Raw genomic sequence first — 18029 nt, forward strand, 5'->3', positions numbered from 1 at the left:
TGGGTTTATTTAATGTTTACTAATAAGTGTTAGAGACAACGTTTGTTCCAACATGGTATAATATAGATAATAGAATTTATTATATTCTGTCGAGTTGAGTTCGATTGGAGTGGGTATAGTTGAATATTGGGTTGGTTGGTTGTGGCTCAATTGGTCAATTTTTATTGGAGAAAATAAATGAAGAAAAGTTGTTTTCGGATTACCGCATTACATCAGTTTTAGATGATCGTGAAAGTACTTCCGATAAGTTATTAGATTTATCAAGAAGATATGAGTTTAAAATATTTCAGGAAATAGAAGCATTTTTAGATGCAGGAATGGGTATTGTGGTGGAATGCGCAAATATCAAAGTGGCTAAAGAATATGCATGTAAAATTGTTGAACAGAAAGATTTACTACTCATTAGTATAGGTGCATTATCAGACGCCACCTTATATAAGGAGTTGCATTCTATTGCCAAGTCGAAGGGGACAAAAGTCTATTTACCATCGGGCGCAATAGGGGGGCTAGATATTGTGAAAGCGGCTAATACAACTGGTGGTTTGGAAGCGGTTTCACTCGTTACGCGTAAACCAGCTGACGCTTTGTCCGGAAAATTACTAGAAAAAGAAATGGTCATATTTGAAGGACCCGCGAAACAAGCAATTCAAGAGTTCCCTCAAAATGCAAATGTAGCAATAACCCTTTCCTTAGCCGGTATTGGCGTTGATGAAACTAGAGTGAAAATAATTGCAGATCCAACAATAAGTAAAAATATGCATACAATACATGCAACAGGGGAATTTGGAAAACTAGAATTAACGATCGAGAACAATCCATCTCCGACAAATCCTAAAACAAGTTATTTAACTGGACTAAGTATACTATCGGCAATTCAATCACTAGAAGAGCAAATGGTGATTGGTTGAACAATTAGTGGTGATGAGGAAGTAAATTAGGGTTAATAAAAAGGGTTAGTTTAAAGGGGAAAGGGGACTTATTTATTTGGAAAATTTAAAGGATACTATTAGGGAAGCATTGAAATTACCGAACGCAGAAATAGAAAACATCGGAATAAGCGGTGGAATGACAAATCTTAATTACCACGTCTTAATAGATTCGGTCAGTTATATTGTGCGTGTTCCAGGTAATGGAACGAAGGATATTATCAACAGGGTTGAGGAAAAGGAAAACCTTGAGCTGGGTACTGCAATAGGTATAAATCCAGAATTACGGTATTTTAATGTGAATACAGGGTTGAAAATTACAAAGAAAATAGAAAACGCTCGAACGGTAACTAAAAATATTGCAGAGAATGAAGGGTTTATGAAAAGTATCGCAGTAATTTTTAGAAGGCTTCATAAATCTAATAAAGTTATGGGGAATAAATTTAAACTTTTTGAAATGATGACTACGTATGAAAACTTGGGACTAGTTGCAGGCGCAGAATTATTTGATGGATTTGAAGAAGTAAAGAGGGATATACTGCGTTTAAAAAAGCATTACGAGACGTTAGATATAGAAATTGTACCCTGTCACATTGACCCGGCATTCTCAAACTTTATCTTAGATGAAGATGATATTATATATTTAATTGATTGGGAATATAGTGGGATGTTTGATCCGATGTGGGATATTGCGGCGTATTCATTGGAAGCAGGATATTCAGCGTCTGAAGAAGACCTTTTTGTAAATTACTATTTACAAAGAGAAGCGACGGCTTTGGAAAAAGAGAGAATCCATTTGCACAAGGTATTCCAAGATTATTTATGGAGTTTATGGACCCTTTTTAAAGAGGAAAAAGGCGATGATTTTGGAACGTACGGAAAAAATCGTTTTGAACGTGCGAAGAAGAATATTATCGTGTTCGATAATACCTATGTACAAATACAATAATGTAGAAGCCCTAAAGGTAGTCAAATACTTTGAGGGCTTTTTTTATTATTATTGCCCTCGCCGTGATATACGGTGGACTGCGATTTTGGGAGCGGTCTGTATTATATATGGTAGAAGTAGCCCGTAATTCCGTTATTATAGAGTTAATAAAAACCGGGATGATTCCAGAAGTATAGGGCCAGGTTGTTTACGGCAAAGATCAAGTGAAGCTAAACTATGCTTCAGCAAAGGTCGCATTTGTTGTAGATAAAGCAGTTAAAAAAATAATGTAGGGGTTCAGGTAGAGTTATAAGTTGAATTTGTTGTAATAGCCAATGATTTTCATTTTAATAAACTAGATTTAACAGTAGTTAATTCAACACATATATATATATAAGGAAAAAGTAAGACCCTCTTATCATTGCAATCAAGGGGCCTTACATTTGATTTAAACCGTTACTGTATTTGGGACTGATTGTTGGTAGTCATGCCAATGCTTGTTAAGTTTTGCTTTACCTTCTTTAACGTTTGGGTGGAACTGGATAAATGCTGCGTCTCTTGTCTTCTCGATGTTTTTTAAGGCATTTTCTATATTTAATTCTTGATCGCTTACTCCGAGACTTTGTACGATGGACAAGCCAGCAGTGATACCTTGGCTTATAGCGACTTTAGCACCTTCAATACCCGTAATATTACCAGCTACATACATGCCGTCGAGTGTAGTTTCCATGCGCTCATTATGCAGTGGTACATAACCGCCTAGCTCTTCGATTAGGTAAAATGGGCAACCAGCTACTGCAGCCAATTCAGCTAGGGGATAAAGCCCACCCGCGATACAAACAAAATCGGCACTAATATTTTCTTCAGTTCCTGGAACAACTTCTCCCGATGTAGTAACGGTTGCAATTGTTACGCCTTCAACGCAATCTTCACCGTAAATCTCAACAACAGCTTTGCGTAGCTGTATCGGGATTCCCCACATTTTCACACCTTGCTTCGGATAGAAAGTAACGCCAAGCTTTTTCATGAATTCATTCTTCATTAATTTACTTCCAAGTTTTACGAAAGCAGAAGGGGCCATATGTGAAACGTGCAGAAGTGAATCTAGTACGGTCCTCGGATTACCGGTATCTTTCGTTACTTGGTTCAGTTTAGGTAAGGCGATTGTCGCAACATCTATGCCAGCAAGATTTAATTCCATCGCAATTGCAGATGAGAGAACGTTTACCCCGATGATGACACCTCGTTCACCTGGCTTTACTCGATGTACGTTAGTCATAACTTGCGCCGCACCAACAGACATAACGCCGGGGAGTGTCCATCCTGGAATTGGTACCGGGGCTTCCGCTGCGCCAGTTGCTAACAATAGGTGAGAAGTGGTATACGTTTTTGTCTCTGTGTAAACGAACCACGAACCATCTAATTTTTCTATATTATTTACAGATGTCTGTAATTTTATTTTCACGCCAAGACTTACGGCTTGATCATGTAGGGATTTAGATTCTTTAATGCCATTCCACCATTCTCCATTAGGTTCTTCGTATAATTGTCCAAGTAACCTTCCACCAGCGACCATATATTCATCGAGAACGAGTACATCAACCCCATTTTCAGCAATTTTTATTGCGGCTGATAATCCCGCTGGGCCTGCACCGATTATAATTACTTTAGGCATTTTCATGTCTCCAATCTTTAACATCGGTTCGAAGTTTTTCGCCGCTAGTGACATCTAAACCTGCTGAAACGGGTGTTAAACAAGCCCTAACACCTTGTTGTCCATTTACAGTTACACGGCACTCATAGCAATGTCCAATATTGCAATAGATGCCGCGGGGCGTTCCGCTTTCTTCGTGAAGTCGAAGCGTTCGAATTCCATTGGCTAAAAGCGCCGCAGCTACCGATTCGTGTTCGAAGCCTTCATACGTTTTATCATTAAAAGTAAAATTTACAATTAAGTTTTCATCTATTTTATCTAGTACTGGGTGATTAATAATTCGTTTACTCATTGTTAACATCTCCTAAGTTACCAAAACTAATCGGCCTAATTGGTGGTTGGTATTTCATTGCTACTTGTGTAAAATCTTTCTCTTTCGTGTTGTGTGCGATGCTGTCAACCAGGCTACGACATGATCTACCTCCGCAATATCCCATGCCCGCCCGCGTCCTAAGTTTTAACTCTCTTGCTGAACAACCATGTTCAGCAACTGTATCTACTAATTCTCCGTATGTAACTTCTTCACATCTGCAGATAATCATATTATTCTCCAACAACTGAATCACCCCAATTTTAATATCGATACTATAAAGAGTATGCAAGAATGAAGCCAAACAATATTAGTCATCTATTCCTAATCGATTTAAGCGATTGTACAAAGTTGCGCGCGTTATTTTTAGGTTTTTGGCACAAAGTAATTTATTGCCATCCGCTTTCTCTAACTCTTGAACGAGAATTTGTTTTTCATACTCTTGAATCCGGTCCTTTAACGATCGATCATCATCTTGTTGGGATGGGAAAGAGCTAGGGTCGTTAACCTCACCGCTTGTTTGGTTAGTTTGATTGAGTTCTGAGGGAAGGTGAGTATGCTGTATTTCACCATTTTCAGAAAATACAACTAAACGTTCCATTACGTTTTTTAATTCTCGAATATTTCCAGGCCATTTGTGTTGAAGAAGATTTTGCATGACAGTTTGTGAAATTCCGTGAATTGGTTTATTGTATTTGATTGAAATCTCATGTAAGAAATAATGGGTCAATTCTATAATATCCTCGGGCCGTTCCCGTAGAGGAGGAACTGTGAAATTAACAACATTCAAGCGGTAATAAAGGTCCTCCCTGAACTTTCCTTCATCAACTAGTTCTTTTAAATCACGGTTTGTTGCAGCCACGACTCTGAAATCAACTTCGATTTCTTTCGTGCCTCCAACTGCGAAAAATCTTTTTTCTTGAAGAAGCCTTAATATTTTCACTTGCATTTCTAAAGGCATTTCTCCGATTTCATCTAAAAATAACGTTCCGTTCCGAGCAAGTTCAACTTTCCCCTTTTTTCCTTTTTGATCCGCTCCAGAAAAAGCCCCTTTTTCATAACCAAATATTTCACTTTCAAATAGACCTGAGGGAATTGCCCCACAGTTAATAGCTACGAAAGGGGCATCCGGAGTTTCACGTAAATTATGAATAGCTTTAGCGAATAACTCCTTACCGACGCCGCTTTCCCCGTAAATTAAAACACTGGCATTGGTAGTGGAAGCCTTACTTGTAATATTAAGCGCTTCTTTTAGGGCGGGACTACTTCCTCTTATGTAATTAAAAGGATTATCTTCTGGTAAGGATTTACGTACTTCTTCTTCCAGGTGAAATATTTTTTCGGAAGCGTGGAATAGTTCGTTATTTAATCTGATTTGACTTGTAATATCCGTCTCTGAAACAACCGCCCCAATAATTTCTTTATTAAAATATACTGGATTTGAATTGATCATGACGACTAAATCTTTACGCGCTTGGTGTTGACTATGGGTAACAGATTTACCAGTTTTCAATGTGTTTAATATTTCAAGTCTGTCTGCACTAAAGAAGTCGGTTATTGGTTTTCCAATTATTTCGCTCTCTGAAACTGAAAAAATTTCCTCAGCACCTTTAGTCCAAAATACTACTTTTCCCTCGTGGTCAATGACTGTGCAGGACTCATTAATCGTGTCAAGAATCGTATGAATATAGGCTTGTAGCCGTTTATGATTGAATAATAAGGTCTTTGAAAGCGTCTCATAATTAATGAAACCAATCATGTCCTCGTCGGAATTTCTTACGATGATGCATTCATTATGCTCTAGTAATTTAAAAACATTTGAAATACTTGTATCTATAGAAGCTTCTTTACACACCGTATAAGAAATTTCTTTGCCAACCTCAATCGATTCGGCGTGATAGATTTTATTGTTATCAATGAAGAAAGCCTTTGTTTGTAATTCCTTTTCAAGAAAAGCTGTTACTTCTTCTTTGCTAGAAAATAACACCCAATCACTATTTGCCACAATATCTAAAATGTTATCGGAATAAACCAATTTCTCATCACGCTCACTGTCTAATTATTTTGTACTGTCTAATTATTTTCACACAAGTTGCAAGAAAATTCAATAGATTGGCGTACCTATGAGTAAAATACTTTTGGCACGCAACTTGCAATTAGTATTAGTGAGTACCTAAGTGAGGAGGGGAAGACCTTTGAATAAGATTTCTCATTGTGACGTGGTTGTCATTGGGGGAGGCATCATGGGAGCGGCAATCGCTCATTATGGAGCGAAATCGGGTTTGGATATTACAGTTCTTGAAAAAAAAGAATTAGCGAGTGGAACTTCCTCGAGATGTGATGGAAATATACTGGCAATTGATAAGGATCCAGGCTTCGACAGCCAGATGTCATTAAAAAGCCAACAGCTTGTACATGTATTAAGTAAGGAACTTGAAGTTTCATTTGAATATCGAAATCCAGGAAGTATTTTAGTTTGTGAAAATGATGTCGAGATGGAAGCGGCAAATAAATGGGTTAACGAACAACTTGCAGCGGGCGGGGATTTTCGAATGTTAGACCGAGCAGATTTGCGGAATGAATCGAAGTATTTCGCGGATGACCTTTATGGCGGATTAGAATGTAAAACTGATTCGACAGTGAATCCTTATATGCTGACATTCTCCATGTTCCATAGCGCAAAAAAATACGGTGCTAAAATTCTAGAAAATACAGAGGTAACAAATATTGAAAAAGACGGTACTGGCTTATTTACAATCGAAACAACGAACGGTACATATACGGCCAACAAAGTTGTCAACGCAGCTGGTGTTTGGGCCCCTATTATCGGGAAGATGTTGGGTGTTAATGTACCGATAACGCCCAGAAAAGGACAGCTCATTGTTGCATCAAGACAACAACCTGTAGGTCTACGAAAAGTAATGGAGTTCGGTTACCTAATATCAAAGTTCGGTGGCGAACGAGTTGTAGACCCTATTACCGAAAAGTATGGTGTTGCATTAGTATTTGAACCTACAGAAAGTCAAAACTTCTTAATAGGTAGCAGTCGTGAATTTACTGGATTTGACACAAAAGTAAATCATGAGGTGACAAAGTACATTGCAAAACGCGCAATGCGTTTTTATCCCAAAATTGCGGACATGACTGTGATTCGAACATATGCCGGTCTTAGACCGTGGACAGAAGATCATTTACCAATAATTTCACGTGTAGATCATATTCCTGGATTTTATATTGCCGCGGGACACGAGGGCGATGGAATTAGTTTAGCTGCTGTTACAGGGAAGTTAATTGAGGAAATGATTAATGAAAAAGAAACATGCATTCCAACAGATCCGCTTAGACATGATCGGTTCAGAGAGAGGGTGACAACATAATGAACTTTCAACGTGTTTTTTCAACAATTGATACACATACGGGGGGCAACCCAACACGGACACTAATTAGTGGGCTGCCGCGGTTAATAGGGGAAACCATGTCGGAGAAAATGCTTTACATGGAAAAGAATTATGATTGGATTCGAAATTTCTTAATGAACGAACCACGAGGACACGGCGTAATGTCGGGTGCGTTAATAACAGATCCTTGTCACCCGGAAGCAGATATAGGCATCATTTATATTGAAACCGGAGGCTATTTACCAATGTGTGGACACGATACGATAGGTGCGTGTACAGCACTTGTAGAAGCAGGTTTAATAGAAGTGAAAGAGCCATACACAAATATTAACCTAGATACACCGGCAGGGCTCATCAAAGTTCAAATCAAGGTCGTCAATGGAAAAGCAGAAGAAGTTTCGTTTGCAAACGCTCCTTCATTTTTACTTAAGTCCATTGAAATAGAAGTAGAAGGAGTCGGTCATGTTGAGTGTGACATTGCATATGGCGGTAACTTCTACGGGATTATTGACGCACGTAAGCTAGACATTAGTTTAGAAAAGGAAAATGCAACGGCCATCATTAATAAAGCGATTGATATCCGAAGCGCGATTAATGCAACTGAAGAAGTCGTTCATCCAGAGTATCCGTTCATCAAAGGGTTAACGCATATCGAGTTTTACACGGACCCAGTTAATCCAGCGGCAGATTTGAAAAATACAGTTGTCGTACCCCCGGGTGGGATTGATAGATCACCTTGCGGAACTGGGACGTCGGCCAAACTAGCAACAATGTTTAAGAATAAAGAAATTGGTCTAGACGAAACCTTTGTTTATGAAAGCATCGTTGGCACAATGTTTAAGGCAAGAGTACTAAGCGAAACAAAAGTAAAAGAACTCGATGCCGTTATTAATGAAGTGACAGGTTCCGCTTGGGTTATGGGAATGAATCGTTTTTTCTATAACGAAAGAGACCCATTAAAAGAAGGATTTTTATTAATTCCACCCATGGAAAATATGTAAGTACTTTAAAGGAGGTGTTGAAGTAAATGAACTTTGAAAAAATGTTTACAACGATTGATACCCATGTGGCCGGAGAAGCATTCAGAGTCGTGATGCATTCCTCAATTTCACTCCTAAATGAAAGTTTGGAGTCAGCAGAACATAAATTACAGGGCAACTATGAGAACGAAAAAAACTTATTATTAAACGAGCCTAGGGGACATCGGGGTATGCACGGTTGTATGATCATGCCCTCGCAGATAGCGGATTATCGATTGCTGTTCTTCAATCATAGCGACGTGAGCGACTTTAAGTACGAAGGCTTGATTACAACTATCACAGCTCTATTAGAAACCGGTAACTTAAAGAAAAACGCCGATGATGTTTATAAGATAGAGACGACTAACGGTGTTTACTCAGTGAAAGTGGCTATTGAAAATCAAGAGGTACGTGCTGTCCGCGTAGAAAATATGTTCTCTGTACTAAACGAACAGCATCCAGACTATTCTTCAGTCACAATAGACGAGGATCGCACGTATTTTATTTTTCCGTTACCTGACACGATTCCAGGAATTCAACTGGAGAACTTGGCCAATCTGAGTCGATGGGGATTGGAGCAGACGATAAAGCTCAAGGAAGAAAACATTGTGTTCGATGGTGTAATTCTGACGGAAAGTACCGCAACAACGCCAAACGAAGTGCGTACGATAACTTTTGAAAAAGATGGGTATATCCTGCGCTCGCCCGGTATTGATAGTACTTGTGCTGTCTTCGAGTCTTTACTAGGCTCATCGGTAAAAGTTGAAGCGCTTACAAATACGAGTGTTTTCGGCAGTAAATTAACGGCGAAATTAGTATCGGCCCCAACGAATCAGTTTTCAGTTGAAGCTGAGGCATTTGTTACGGGCATGAACCAGTTTATTTTTGATCAAGACGATCCATTGAAAGATGGATTTTTATTAGCCTAATAAACGAAAAAGTACTAGAGAGAAAATGTTTGACCTATTAGAAATATAAAATCGAGGAGGAATCGAATGAACGCAGAAAAAAGATTACCAAAGCCGTCTGAAATCTTGTTTGTATTAATTGGTTTCGTACTAATTATGTTTTTGTTTATCGTCCAGTTTGGGATATCAATCCAATTAGCACTACTCACAACGTGGTTTATGATCATGATAGTAGGTTTACGTATTGGTTACACCTATTTAGAGATGCAAAAGGGAATACTGGATGGGATTCAAGATGGGCTAGAAGCGGTATTAATCTTAATTTCTGTCGGTGCATTAATTGGAACATGGATAGCTGGTGGAGTTGTTCCAACGATTCTATATTACGGACTTCAAGTCATTGATCCGAGTATTTTCCTATTGGCGGCGTTTATTATTTGTACGATTACGTCAATCGCTACTGGTACTTCGTTTGGATCTGCAGGTACTGCTGGAATTGCGATGATGGGAATTGGTGCAAGTTTTGGATTTCCGCTTCCACTCGTTGCGGGTGCAGTCATTTCCGGTTGTTATGTGGGTGATAAAATGTCACCACTTTCGGATACAACGGTCATGTCGGCTTCCTTATCGAAAGTAGATTTGATAGATCATATTAAATCGATGTTCACGGTAAGTTTTCCAGCGTGGATTATAGCAGGGGTTATGTTCCTTATCGCGGGTTTTATTTACAACGATGGCGGTGGAGATGTGGGCAGTGTTGCCGCCACGATGGGTGCGTTGGATGATTACTTCAATATTCAATGGTATATGTTACTTCCTGCAGCGGTAGTTATCATGCTGCTCATATTTAGAAAACCATCAATACCGGTAATTTTATTTGGTGCTGCATTAGGTTCTGTGTGGGCTTTCTTATTTCAAGGGAGAACAATCTTGGATTCAGTTAACATTTTATATGCAGGAGATTCGATTACATCAGGTGTTGCGTTCATAGACAACTTATTAAACCGTGGTGGAATCGTGTTTATGTTAGATGTTATTGTTTTAATCATCTTTGCCCTTGGTGTTGGAGGGCTTATGGAGAAGATAGGCATATTACGAGCCATCAGCGGATATATGGAGAATTGGGCTAAAAATGCTGGGCGTGCGACAGTTACTACGTTAGTCGGTGGATTCTTCGGTAACTTCTTTGGTGGTGCAGCGTATGTTTCGCTCATTACAGCAAGTAAAATTACTGGAGATACGTATGATAGATTGAATATTGATCGACGCGTCTTATCAAGAAATACCGAAGCGGGTGGTACAGTAACGACACCAATGGTCCCTTGGTCAGACGGCGGAGTGTTTATGGCTGCTGCCCTCGGCGTATCAACACTTAGTTATTTACCATTCTTATGGTTTAACTTTTTGGTTATCATCATCTCGTTGATTTATGGCTTTACGAATAGGTTTATTTGGTACACAAAAAACCCGGAAATTGAAGAAGAGAAGGCTGTAAGTAGAACAGCAACTGCAACTACAATTGATTTAGAATCATCAACACTATAAAATATGCACACAAATTAGAGGAGGAAATTATAATGACGAAGCTTGAAGGGGTATTCCCAGTACTAATTACACCAATGATTAACGAAAAGGAAATTGATTATGATGGATTTAAAAATAACATTGAACACTTTATTGGTAAGAATGTTGCGGGTATCGCAATTACAGGAAGTACAGGCGAGTTTGTTAGTTTAACAAAAGAAGAGCGCTTTAAACTTGTTGAAATCGCAGTTGAACAAGTAAATGGACGTGTAACACTCGTTGTTGGAACTGCAGCTGAAACAACGGCGGATGCGATTGAATTCACGCAACAAGCTGAAAAAGCTGGGGCGGATGCGTCACTTCTTATAAACTCGTATTATGCACATCCAAAAGAGAACGAAATTTATGAACACTTTAAGGCTGTTGCTGAATCGGTGAAGTTCCCAATTATGATTTACAATAACCCATTCACGACGGGCGTGGACATCAGTGCTGAAACGCTTCTAAACGTAGCACGTGATGTGGATAATATTACACATATTAAAGAATCAAGTGGTGAAATTGGTAAGGCACGCGACATTGCGAGAAAAGGCGAAGGGTTCATTAAAGTATTCTGTGGGTCTGAAGATCTTGCCCTTGAATCTCTATTCATTGGCGCAACGGGCTGGATTTCAGTTTCGGGTAACATTGTTCCAGAACTTACAGCGGAACTATTTTCAAGTTACCAAGCGGGTAATTTAGACCGTGCATGGGAAATTTATGACCAGATCCTTCCGCTTTGTGAATTCCTTGAAGGCTCAGGAAAATATGTACAAATCGTTAAAAGAACTATGGAACTACAAGGACTCGCGGGAGGCCCATGCCGTCGTCCGAGACTTGGATTATCCGATGAAGAAGAAGCAACATTAATTGAACTTCTTACAAACTTAGATGCGCTAAAAAAAGAAGAAGGAGTAGTTTCTAAATGAATATAACAGATTATAAATTGAAGCCTAAAGTGGAAGAATTCCTAAAGGGTGTCAAGGGTCTTTATATTGATGGTGAGTATGTACCTGCAATTGGCGGAAAAACGTTCGATGTGACTAACCCTGCAAACGAAGAAATAATTGCGACAGTAAGTGAAGCACAAGCAGAAGATGTCGACGTCGCAGTTGCGGCCGCACGAAAAGCTTTTGATGAAGGCGAATGGACAAAGATGGATGCGGCAGAACGTTCGCATCTAATTTATAAATTTGCTGATTTACTTGAACAGAACCGTGAGGAATTGGCACAACTAGAAGCACTCGATAATGGAAAACCGTATGCGGTTGCCCTCGAAGATGATGTGGATGGAACCGTTCAGCATTTTAGGTATTATGCTGGTTGGGCAACGAAAATATTCGGAAAAACAACTAATATTTCTCCGGATTATGTGACGTACACACTTCACGAACCGGTCGGCGTTGTTGGACAAATCATTCCTTGGAATTTCCCACTCGCAATGGCGGCTTGGAAACTAGGATCGGCACTCGCAGTTGGCTGTACAGTAGTAATCAAACCAGCAAGTGAAACACCACTATCGCTTCTTTATGCAGCAAGACTGTTTAAAGAAGCCGGTTTCCCAGACGGCGTTGTAAACGTAATCCCAGGGGCGGGTCGTATCGCAGGAGATGCGATTATCACACATGAAGACGTTGATAAAGTCGCATTCACTGGGTCGACAGCGGTCGGAAAAGAAGTTATGAAAAAGGGCGCGGAACAAATTAAAAGTGTTACGTTGGAGCTGGGTGGTAAATCTCCAAGCATTATCTTAGAAGATGCAAACCTTGAAGAGGCAATCGAAGGCGCATTTAACGGGACGATGTATAACCACGGACAAAACTGTAGTGCGTGCACGCGTGTCTTCGTTCACCGAACGCATTATGACCAAGTTGTCAAAGCCTTAGTCGAACGAGCGAACGCATTGAAACTTGGACCTGGAATGGATTCCGAAACGGATATGGGGCCGCTTGTTTCAGCTAGACAACAACAAACTGTTCTTGAATATATCGAAAAAGGAAAAGCGGAAGGCGCGCGTCTTGTCGCAGGTGGAGAAAAAGGATTGGATAAAGGATTCTTTGTCCAACCAACCATTTTCGCAGATGTTGAAGATCATATGACAATTGCGCGAGAAGAAATCTTTGGGCCAGTCATGTCTGTCTTCGTATTTGACACAGTAGAAGAAGTTATTAAGCGTGCAAACGACAGTGAATATGGACTTGCGGCAAGTGTTTGGACAGAAAACATTAAAACAGGCCATTATATTGCAGGAAAATTACAAGCTGGTACGGTTTGGATTAACGACTTCGGTCTCGAGTGGGAGACAATGCCGTTCGGCGGGTACAAAAAGTCAGGCGTTGGTCGCGAAATGGGCGGAGAATACGGCTTAGATAATTACACAGAGGTTAAGAGTGTCTTTGTGAACATTAGCCAGTCTTAAAAAAGTATATATATATATTATTGACCCTGGAATTGTTCCAGGGTCATTTTTTAAATTGACATTTAATGAATGTTGTATGCAATTTTTAGAATTTTTATTGTTAATTAACTAATAAGTTGTATAATTAAGTATAGTTGATAATATTTTTAGGGGAAGGAGTAGTTACTATGTATTTTAGTGAATTTTTACTTTTAATAGTAAGCGCTATCATTGTAACCTTAGTCCTTATGATGATTGGTGAAAAGGTGATTTTACTGATTATTCCCACTGATGTACACCCGCTATATAGAATAGTAGGTTCATTTGCTTTTGCAATTATATTAATTTCCATATTTGTATCAGGGTTTAACATGGAAACCGGGATCAATCTTTATTTATTGAGCGGGGCAATTATATTGTTGAATAAGTACTGGTTCGGTCATTTCTCGAAAGAAAATGTATCCCAGTAACTCTGACAAATTAGGTGTATAGGAAAAAGAGAAGATTAAGGAGATAGCCCTCCAAAATCTTCTCTTTTTGATTTTTATAAAACGCTAGATTGCTATCTCTCGACGCATACGTGAAGATGGGATGTTCATTTCTTCTCTATACTTACTAATTGTCCGTCTAGAAATGGTAATACCTTTTTCAGCATTAAAGTAGTTGGCAATTTTTTGGTCAGAATATGGCTTATGTTTATTCTCTTGTGCAATATAGTGTTGTAATAGTGCTTTCATTGTTGTTTGAGAAATACTATCACCGTCGGCTGTATCTAACTTAGATGTGAATAACATGCGAAGATCAAAGGTACCCTGAGGTGTCTGAATAATCTTGTTCGCCGTTGCGCGGCTAACAGTCGATTCATGCATCTCAATCTCATCAGCGACTTCCTTTAGCGTTAATGGTTGCAAGGAGATAAACCCATCTTTGAAAAAACGTGCCTGCCTTTCAAGAATGACCTTGACGATATTAGTGATTGTAATTCTCCGCTGTTCAATGCTGCTTAACAACCATTGATAACTACTGTAGTGGTTACTAAGATACTTAGAAGTATCATTTTTTTCTTTAAGTAAGCCTTTATAGTCGCTATTTAAATGAATCTTAGGTAAATAGCGGTCATTTAAATAATATGAAAGACTATCATTTTTATATTCAACAATAATGTCAGGATTTAAGTATTCAGTTGTGAAGTCGGAGATGCCGGAACATGGCTTTGGATTTAATGTCTTAATAAAATCGTGAATAGCTTTAACCTGAGATAAAGGTAGATCCATTTGTAAGGAAATATCATCCCATTTACGATTTGCGAGCAAATCCAAGTGATTTTCAATTAAGTATTTAGCCGAGTGTTCATCAGGATAATCATATGTAATCTGCAAAAGTAAACATTCTTTTAAATTTCGTGCACCAATACCAGTAGGGCCAACTTTCTGGAGTAGGTGAATCCCTTTTTCAACCATTTCTTCATTGAAGGTTAAATTGGAGCTGTAATCATAATTATCAAGCGATAAATACCCGTTATCATCCAAATTAGAAATAATGAACTTAAGTAAACTTTGTTCTTTCACATCTCTAAATAGGAACGAGGCTTGTTGTAGTAATTTACATCTCATCCCACTTTTTTCGCTTTCGATATAGTCTAAAGGCAGGCCCATTGAGCCAGATGAGGAAGAACTGGATTTCATACTTGCTTTATACAAAGAATCATCTTCTTTTTCTTCAAGTTCTATAAGTGGGTTTTCCAATCCCTGTTCAATTAAGTACTGATAAAGTTCATACGTAGAGTATTGTAATAGTTCGATAGCTTGTCTTAACTCGGAAGTCATAACTAAACTTAGATCTTGTCTCTGTTCGATTAGGAGTTGCATAATTTATTGCCCCCTTGTGAAGATATGTGAAATATCTAGGTTGTTAGTTTGAACTAATAAAACCTCGCTACTATATTCGGAATATTTTAAATAACCCTGTAAGTCTATTATAGTACAATTCCGCTAAAATATCGACATGAAAGTGAAAGTTTGAATAAGTTTGATAAGTGATGGAAAGGAAGAAAAGTAGTGGAAGAAATAAAAAGCCTTATAGATTGATTATAGGAGAAAAGTTAGACCCTATTACCAATGCTATAAGACTAATATTTAGAAGTGTACCCTAGGAGGGATTAAAGAACTTGCAATTCTTTCGGGAATGAAGTTAAAACTTCAGCTTTGCCTTGATCATTAATATAGACAATATCCTCAATACGTACGCCGCCTAATTCAGGCAAATAAATACCAGGTTCTATTGTAAATAATAGCCCCTTTTCAGCAATGGCGGTATTCCCTTCGTGAACAGAAGGTTCTTCATGCACTTCAATTCCTAATCCATGACCAACACGGTTATTAAAATAATCACCGTATCCTTTTTCTTTAATGACGTCTCGAGCTGCAATATCAATGCTTTTCAGCTCAACGCCAACTTTAACAGCGTTAATACCAGCTTCGTTTGATTCCAATACGATTTGATAAATAGCTTTTTGCTCTTCAGTCGCTTCGCCGATGACAAATGTCCGTGTGATATCTGAACAATATCCGTCTTTGACTACGCCCATATCAATTAGTAAAAAATCACCTTTTTCAAAAGTCCGCTCTCCAGGTGAACCGTGTGGAAGTGCTGATTTTTTACCAGACAAGACAATTGTTGAAAATGAAGGACCATCTGCTCCGAATTTCCTCATTAAGAATTCCAATTCCGCAGTTAGCTCGTTCTCGCTCATCCCAATTTTGACGGTTTTAATGCCCTCTGCCAAAACCTTTTCAATAATATCAATCGCTTTTTGTGCTACTTCAATTTCATACGTAGATTTTTTAATTCTTTGTGCGTTAACAGCATCCTCGATATTACTCACTGATGCATCGGGATAAAAACCTTTCAAGCCGTTATATCGGAATAGACTCAATGCCTTCATCTCGACGCCGAAAGTGGCGATATCGGACCCTAGAGCATTTGATACAACCTCAAATGGTTCTTCTGCGTCAGAAATAGGAATGATCTTTTGAATGTCTGATGCCAAGACCGCGGCACTTTCATCAAGTAACGGAACAAACAAGATTGTTTCCTTTTTACGCATATCGATAACCAAAGCCATAAACCTTTCATGCGGTTCCGAATTAAAACCAGTGTAGTAGAAAACGTTAGACGGTGCGGTAATCATCGCCAGTTCAATTTGTTGTTCCTCAAGATAACTTTCAAGTTTCTGTCTTCTTGTTTCATAAATTTCATTCATGTATGAACCCTCCAGTTAATAGTGTCTCTATTGTGGTGTTGCAAGATAAGTGCCGGTAATAATGGGTTAGCCCTGCAATTGGAATTATTGTCCTTTCAGTAGGGAGGCATCTTTAGCAATAGCATACATATTACCATAGATTCTACCGGGGCACTTATGCGGCACTTAGACTTATGTAAAGTAGTTTGCTAATTTAAAATCCGCAGACTGTAAAAAAAATAGGAATAGGAGAGATTAGTGTCTAAATACTTTAACTATATTGTAGTTTCAAATGTATCCGATGCGAACTTATTTTGGGGATCGACCTAGGCAACGGCCTTAATGCCACTACTTGTATAGATAGGTCACTTATTTAATGTATATTTTTATAAATAGTCAAACAAATCAATTAGTTGGCATGAGAATTGCAATATAACTGATTGTATAAAGTAATTTGTTAAAACGATGGATGAGTAGAATATTCGTGACTCTGTAATGTTGCTGTCTATGAAAACGCTTACCACGGAAATGGATATAAAAGGAGAGATTTATATGAACAATATTAAACGTGTAAGGGAAGAATTTGAAAGACTAGGGATAGATGGTTTATTAATTACCGATGAATTAAACCGACGTTATATGACCGGTTTTACGGGGACAGCTGGTGTCGCTTTGATAACTAAAGACCAGGCGCTATTCTTAACCGATTTTAGATACGATAAGCAAGCCCGTGAACAGGTATCGAACTATGACGTTATTATACATAAATCCTCGGCTGGGTTAATCGGAAGTATTCTCGAAACAGCGGAGAGACTGAATATCAAAAACCTTGGATTTGAAGCTAGCAATGTAAGTTTTGATTTCTATTCTAAACTCAAAGATAAGAGTGAACTAAATCTCGTTGCCACAACTAAAGTGATAGAGGAATTCAGGCTGATTAAAACGGAAGAAGAGGTTGAGAATATTAGGCAAGCTGCAAAAATCAGTGATGCTGCTTTTACTCATATCCAAGACTTTATTCGCCCGGGGGTTACAGAGCTAGAGGTATCGCATGAATTAGAGCACTTTATGAAAAAACAGGGTGCCGACGGTGGCTCATTCACCTTTATCGTTGCTTCGGGACATCGAGGAGCATTGCCGCACGGGGTTGCTAGTGAGAAGGTAATTGAAAAAGGCGAGATGGTGAAGTTGGATTTTGGTGCATTGTATAAAGGGTATTGTTCGGATATGACAAGAACACTTTCGGTAGGAGAGCCTAATCCAAAACTAAAAGAGATTTACATCATCGTTCATGATGCGCTACAACTTACGCTGGATACAATAAAAGTTGGAATGTCGGCAAAGGAAGTAGATTCCATTGCAAGAGATTACATAACTGAAAATGGATACGGTGAATACTTTGGTCATGGTCTTGGACATGCAATTGGTTTAAATATCCATGAAGATCCCTTTTTCTCGCAAAGCTCAACACAAGAATTACAACCGGGAATGGTTGTAACAATTGAGCCCGGTATTTATATTCCTGAATTGGGGGGAGTGCGAATCGAGGACGATATCTTAATAAAAGAAGATGGCATTGAAATTCTAACGCATTCACCTAAGAACTTAATTATCCTTTAAGGGG

The 18029-nt window shown here is 38.7% G+C and carries 16 protein-coding genes; 10 read left to right on the forward strand and 6 right to left on the reverse strand.

Annotation, left to right across the window (positions count from 1 at the left end):
- The first annotated feature begins 119 nt into the window (after positions 1–119).
- Positions 120–908, forward strand: coding sequence for an aspartate dehydrogenase (gene nadX / locus KSU66_RS17640; protein WP_269052778.1), 789 nt, complete (start codon positions 120–122; stop codon positions 906–908).
- 76 nt (positions 909–984) lie between these two features.
- Entirely contained in the window at positions 985–1875 is an 891-nt protein-coding gene (locus tag KSU66_RS17645; protein ID WP_269052779.1) for a choline/ethanolamine kinase family protein, read from the forward strand.
- Positions 1876–2302: 427 nt separating this feature from the next.
- On the opposite strand, the gene KSU66_RS17650 is transcribed toward KSU66_RS17645, so the two are convergent.
- The 4 genes from KSU66_RS17650 to KSU66_RS17665 form a co-directional block, all read right to left on the reverse strand.
- Positions 2303–3529, reverse strand: coding sequence for an NAD(P)/FAD-dependent oxidoreductase (locus KSU66_RS17650; protein WP_269052780.1), 1227 nt, complete (start codon positions 3527–3529; stop codon positions 2303–2305).
- On the reverse strand, positions 3522–3860 hold the full coding sequence (locus KSU66_RS17655; RefSeq protein WP_269052781.1) for a (2Fe-2S)-binding protein: 339 nt from the start codon (positions 3858–3860) through the stop codon (positions 3522–3524). Before KSU66_RS17655 ends, KSU66_RS17650 begins: the two co-directional genes overlap by 8 nt.
- A complete protein-coding gene (locus tag KSU66_RS17660) occupies positions 3853–4110 on the reverse strand; it encodes a (2Fe-2S)-binding protein (protein ID WP_269052825.1) in 258 nt (85 codons plus the stop codon). The genes KSU66_RS17655 and KSU66_RS17660 overlap by 8 nt, the downstream gene beginning before the upstream one ends.
- Positions 4111–4188: 78 nt before the next feature.
- Positions 4189–5883, reverse strand: coding sequence for a sigma-54 interaction domain-containing protein (locus KSU66_RS17665; RefSeq protein WP_269052782.1), 1695 nt, complete (start codon positions 5881–5883; stop codon positions 4189–4191).
- 199 nt (positions 5884–6082) lie between these two features.
- Between KSU66_RS17665 and KSU66_RS17670 the strand changes: the two genes are divergently transcribed.
- From KSU66_RS17670 to KSU66_RS17700, 7 genes are all read left to right on the forward strand, one after another.
- Positions 6083–7255, forward strand: coding sequence for an NAD(P)/FAD-dependent oxidoreductase (locus KSU66_RS17670; protein ID WP_269052826.1), 1173 nt, complete (start codon positions 6083–6085; stop codon positions 7253–7255).
- Positions 7255–8277 carry a proline racemase family protein gene (locus KSU66_RS17675; RefSeq protein ID WP_269052783.1) on the forward strand — a complete coding sequence of 341 codons (1023 nt, stop codon included), beginning with the start codon at positions 7255–7257 and terminating at the stop codon, positions 8275–8277. The genes KSU66_RS17670 and KSU66_RS17675 overlap by 1 nt, the downstream gene beginning before the upstream one ends.
- A gap of 41 nt (positions 8278–8318) precedes the next feature.
- Complete coding sequence (locus KSU66_RS17680) at positions 8319–9224, forward strand: proline racemase family protein (RefSeq protein WP_269052827.1); 906 nt, start codon at positions 8319–8321, stop codon at positions 9222–9224.
- Positions 9225–9290: 66 nt separating this feature from the next.
- Positions 9291–10748, forward strand: a complete 1458-nt coding sequence (gene nhaC / locus KSU66_RS17685) for a Na+/H+ antiporter NhaC (RefSeq protein WP_269052784.1) — start codon at positions 9291–9293, stop codon at positions 10746–10748.
- 32 nt (positions 10749–10780) lie between these two features.
- Complete coding sequence (dapA, locus tag KSU66_RS17690) at positions 10781–11695, forward strand: 4-hydroxy-tetrahydrodipicolinate synthase (protein ID WP_269052785.1); 915 nt, start codon at positions 10781–10783, stop codon at positions 11693–11695.
- Positions 11692–13185, forward strand: a complete 1494-nt coding sequence (locus tag KSU66_RS17695; RefSeq protein ID WP_269052786.1) for an aldehyde dehydrogenase family protein — start codon at positions 11692–11694, stop codon at positions 13183–13185. Before dapA ends, KSU66_RS17695 begins: the two co-directional genes overlap by 4 nt.
- Positions 13186–13352: 167 nt before the next feature.
- Complete coding sequence (locus KSU66_RS17700; RefSeq protein ID WP_269052787.1) at positions 13353–13634, forward strand: hypothetical protein; 282 nt, start codon at positions 13353–13355, stop codon at positions 13632–13634.
- Between the two features lie 84 nt (positions 13635–13718).
- Here KSU66_RS17700 and rpoN read toward each other — a convergent pair whose 3' ends face one another.
- Together rpoN and KSU66_RS17710 are read right to left on the reverse strand one after the other, a co-directional pair.
- Positions 13719–15032 carry an RNA polymerase factor sigma-54 gene (gene rpoN, locus KSU66_RS17705; protein ID WP_269052788.1) on the reverse strand — a complete coding sequence of 438 codons (1314 nt, stop codon included), beginning with the start codon at positions 15030–15032 and terminating at the stop codon, positions 13719–13721.
- A gap of 290 nt (positions 15033–15322) precedes the next feature.
- On the reverse strand, positions 15323–16426 hold the full coding sequence (locus KSU66_RS17710; protein ID WP_269052789.1) for a M24 family metallopeptidase: 1104 nt from the start codon (positions 16424–16426) through the stop codon (positions 15323–15325).
- A 531-nt stretch (positions 16427–16957) separates the two neighbouring features.
- Between KSU66_RS17710 and KSU66_RS17715 the strand changes: the two genes are divergently transcribed.
- The gene (locus tag KSU66_RS17715; RefSeq protein WP_269052790.1) at positions 16958–18025 is read left to right on the forward strand and encodes a M24 family metallopeptidase; all 1068 of its coding nucleotides are present in this window, start codon (positions 16958–16960) and stop codon (positions 18023–18025) included.
- The last annotated feature ends 4 nt before the right edge of the window (positions 18026–18029 follow it).

The organism is Sporosarcina sp. G11-34 (assembly GCF_026931025.1).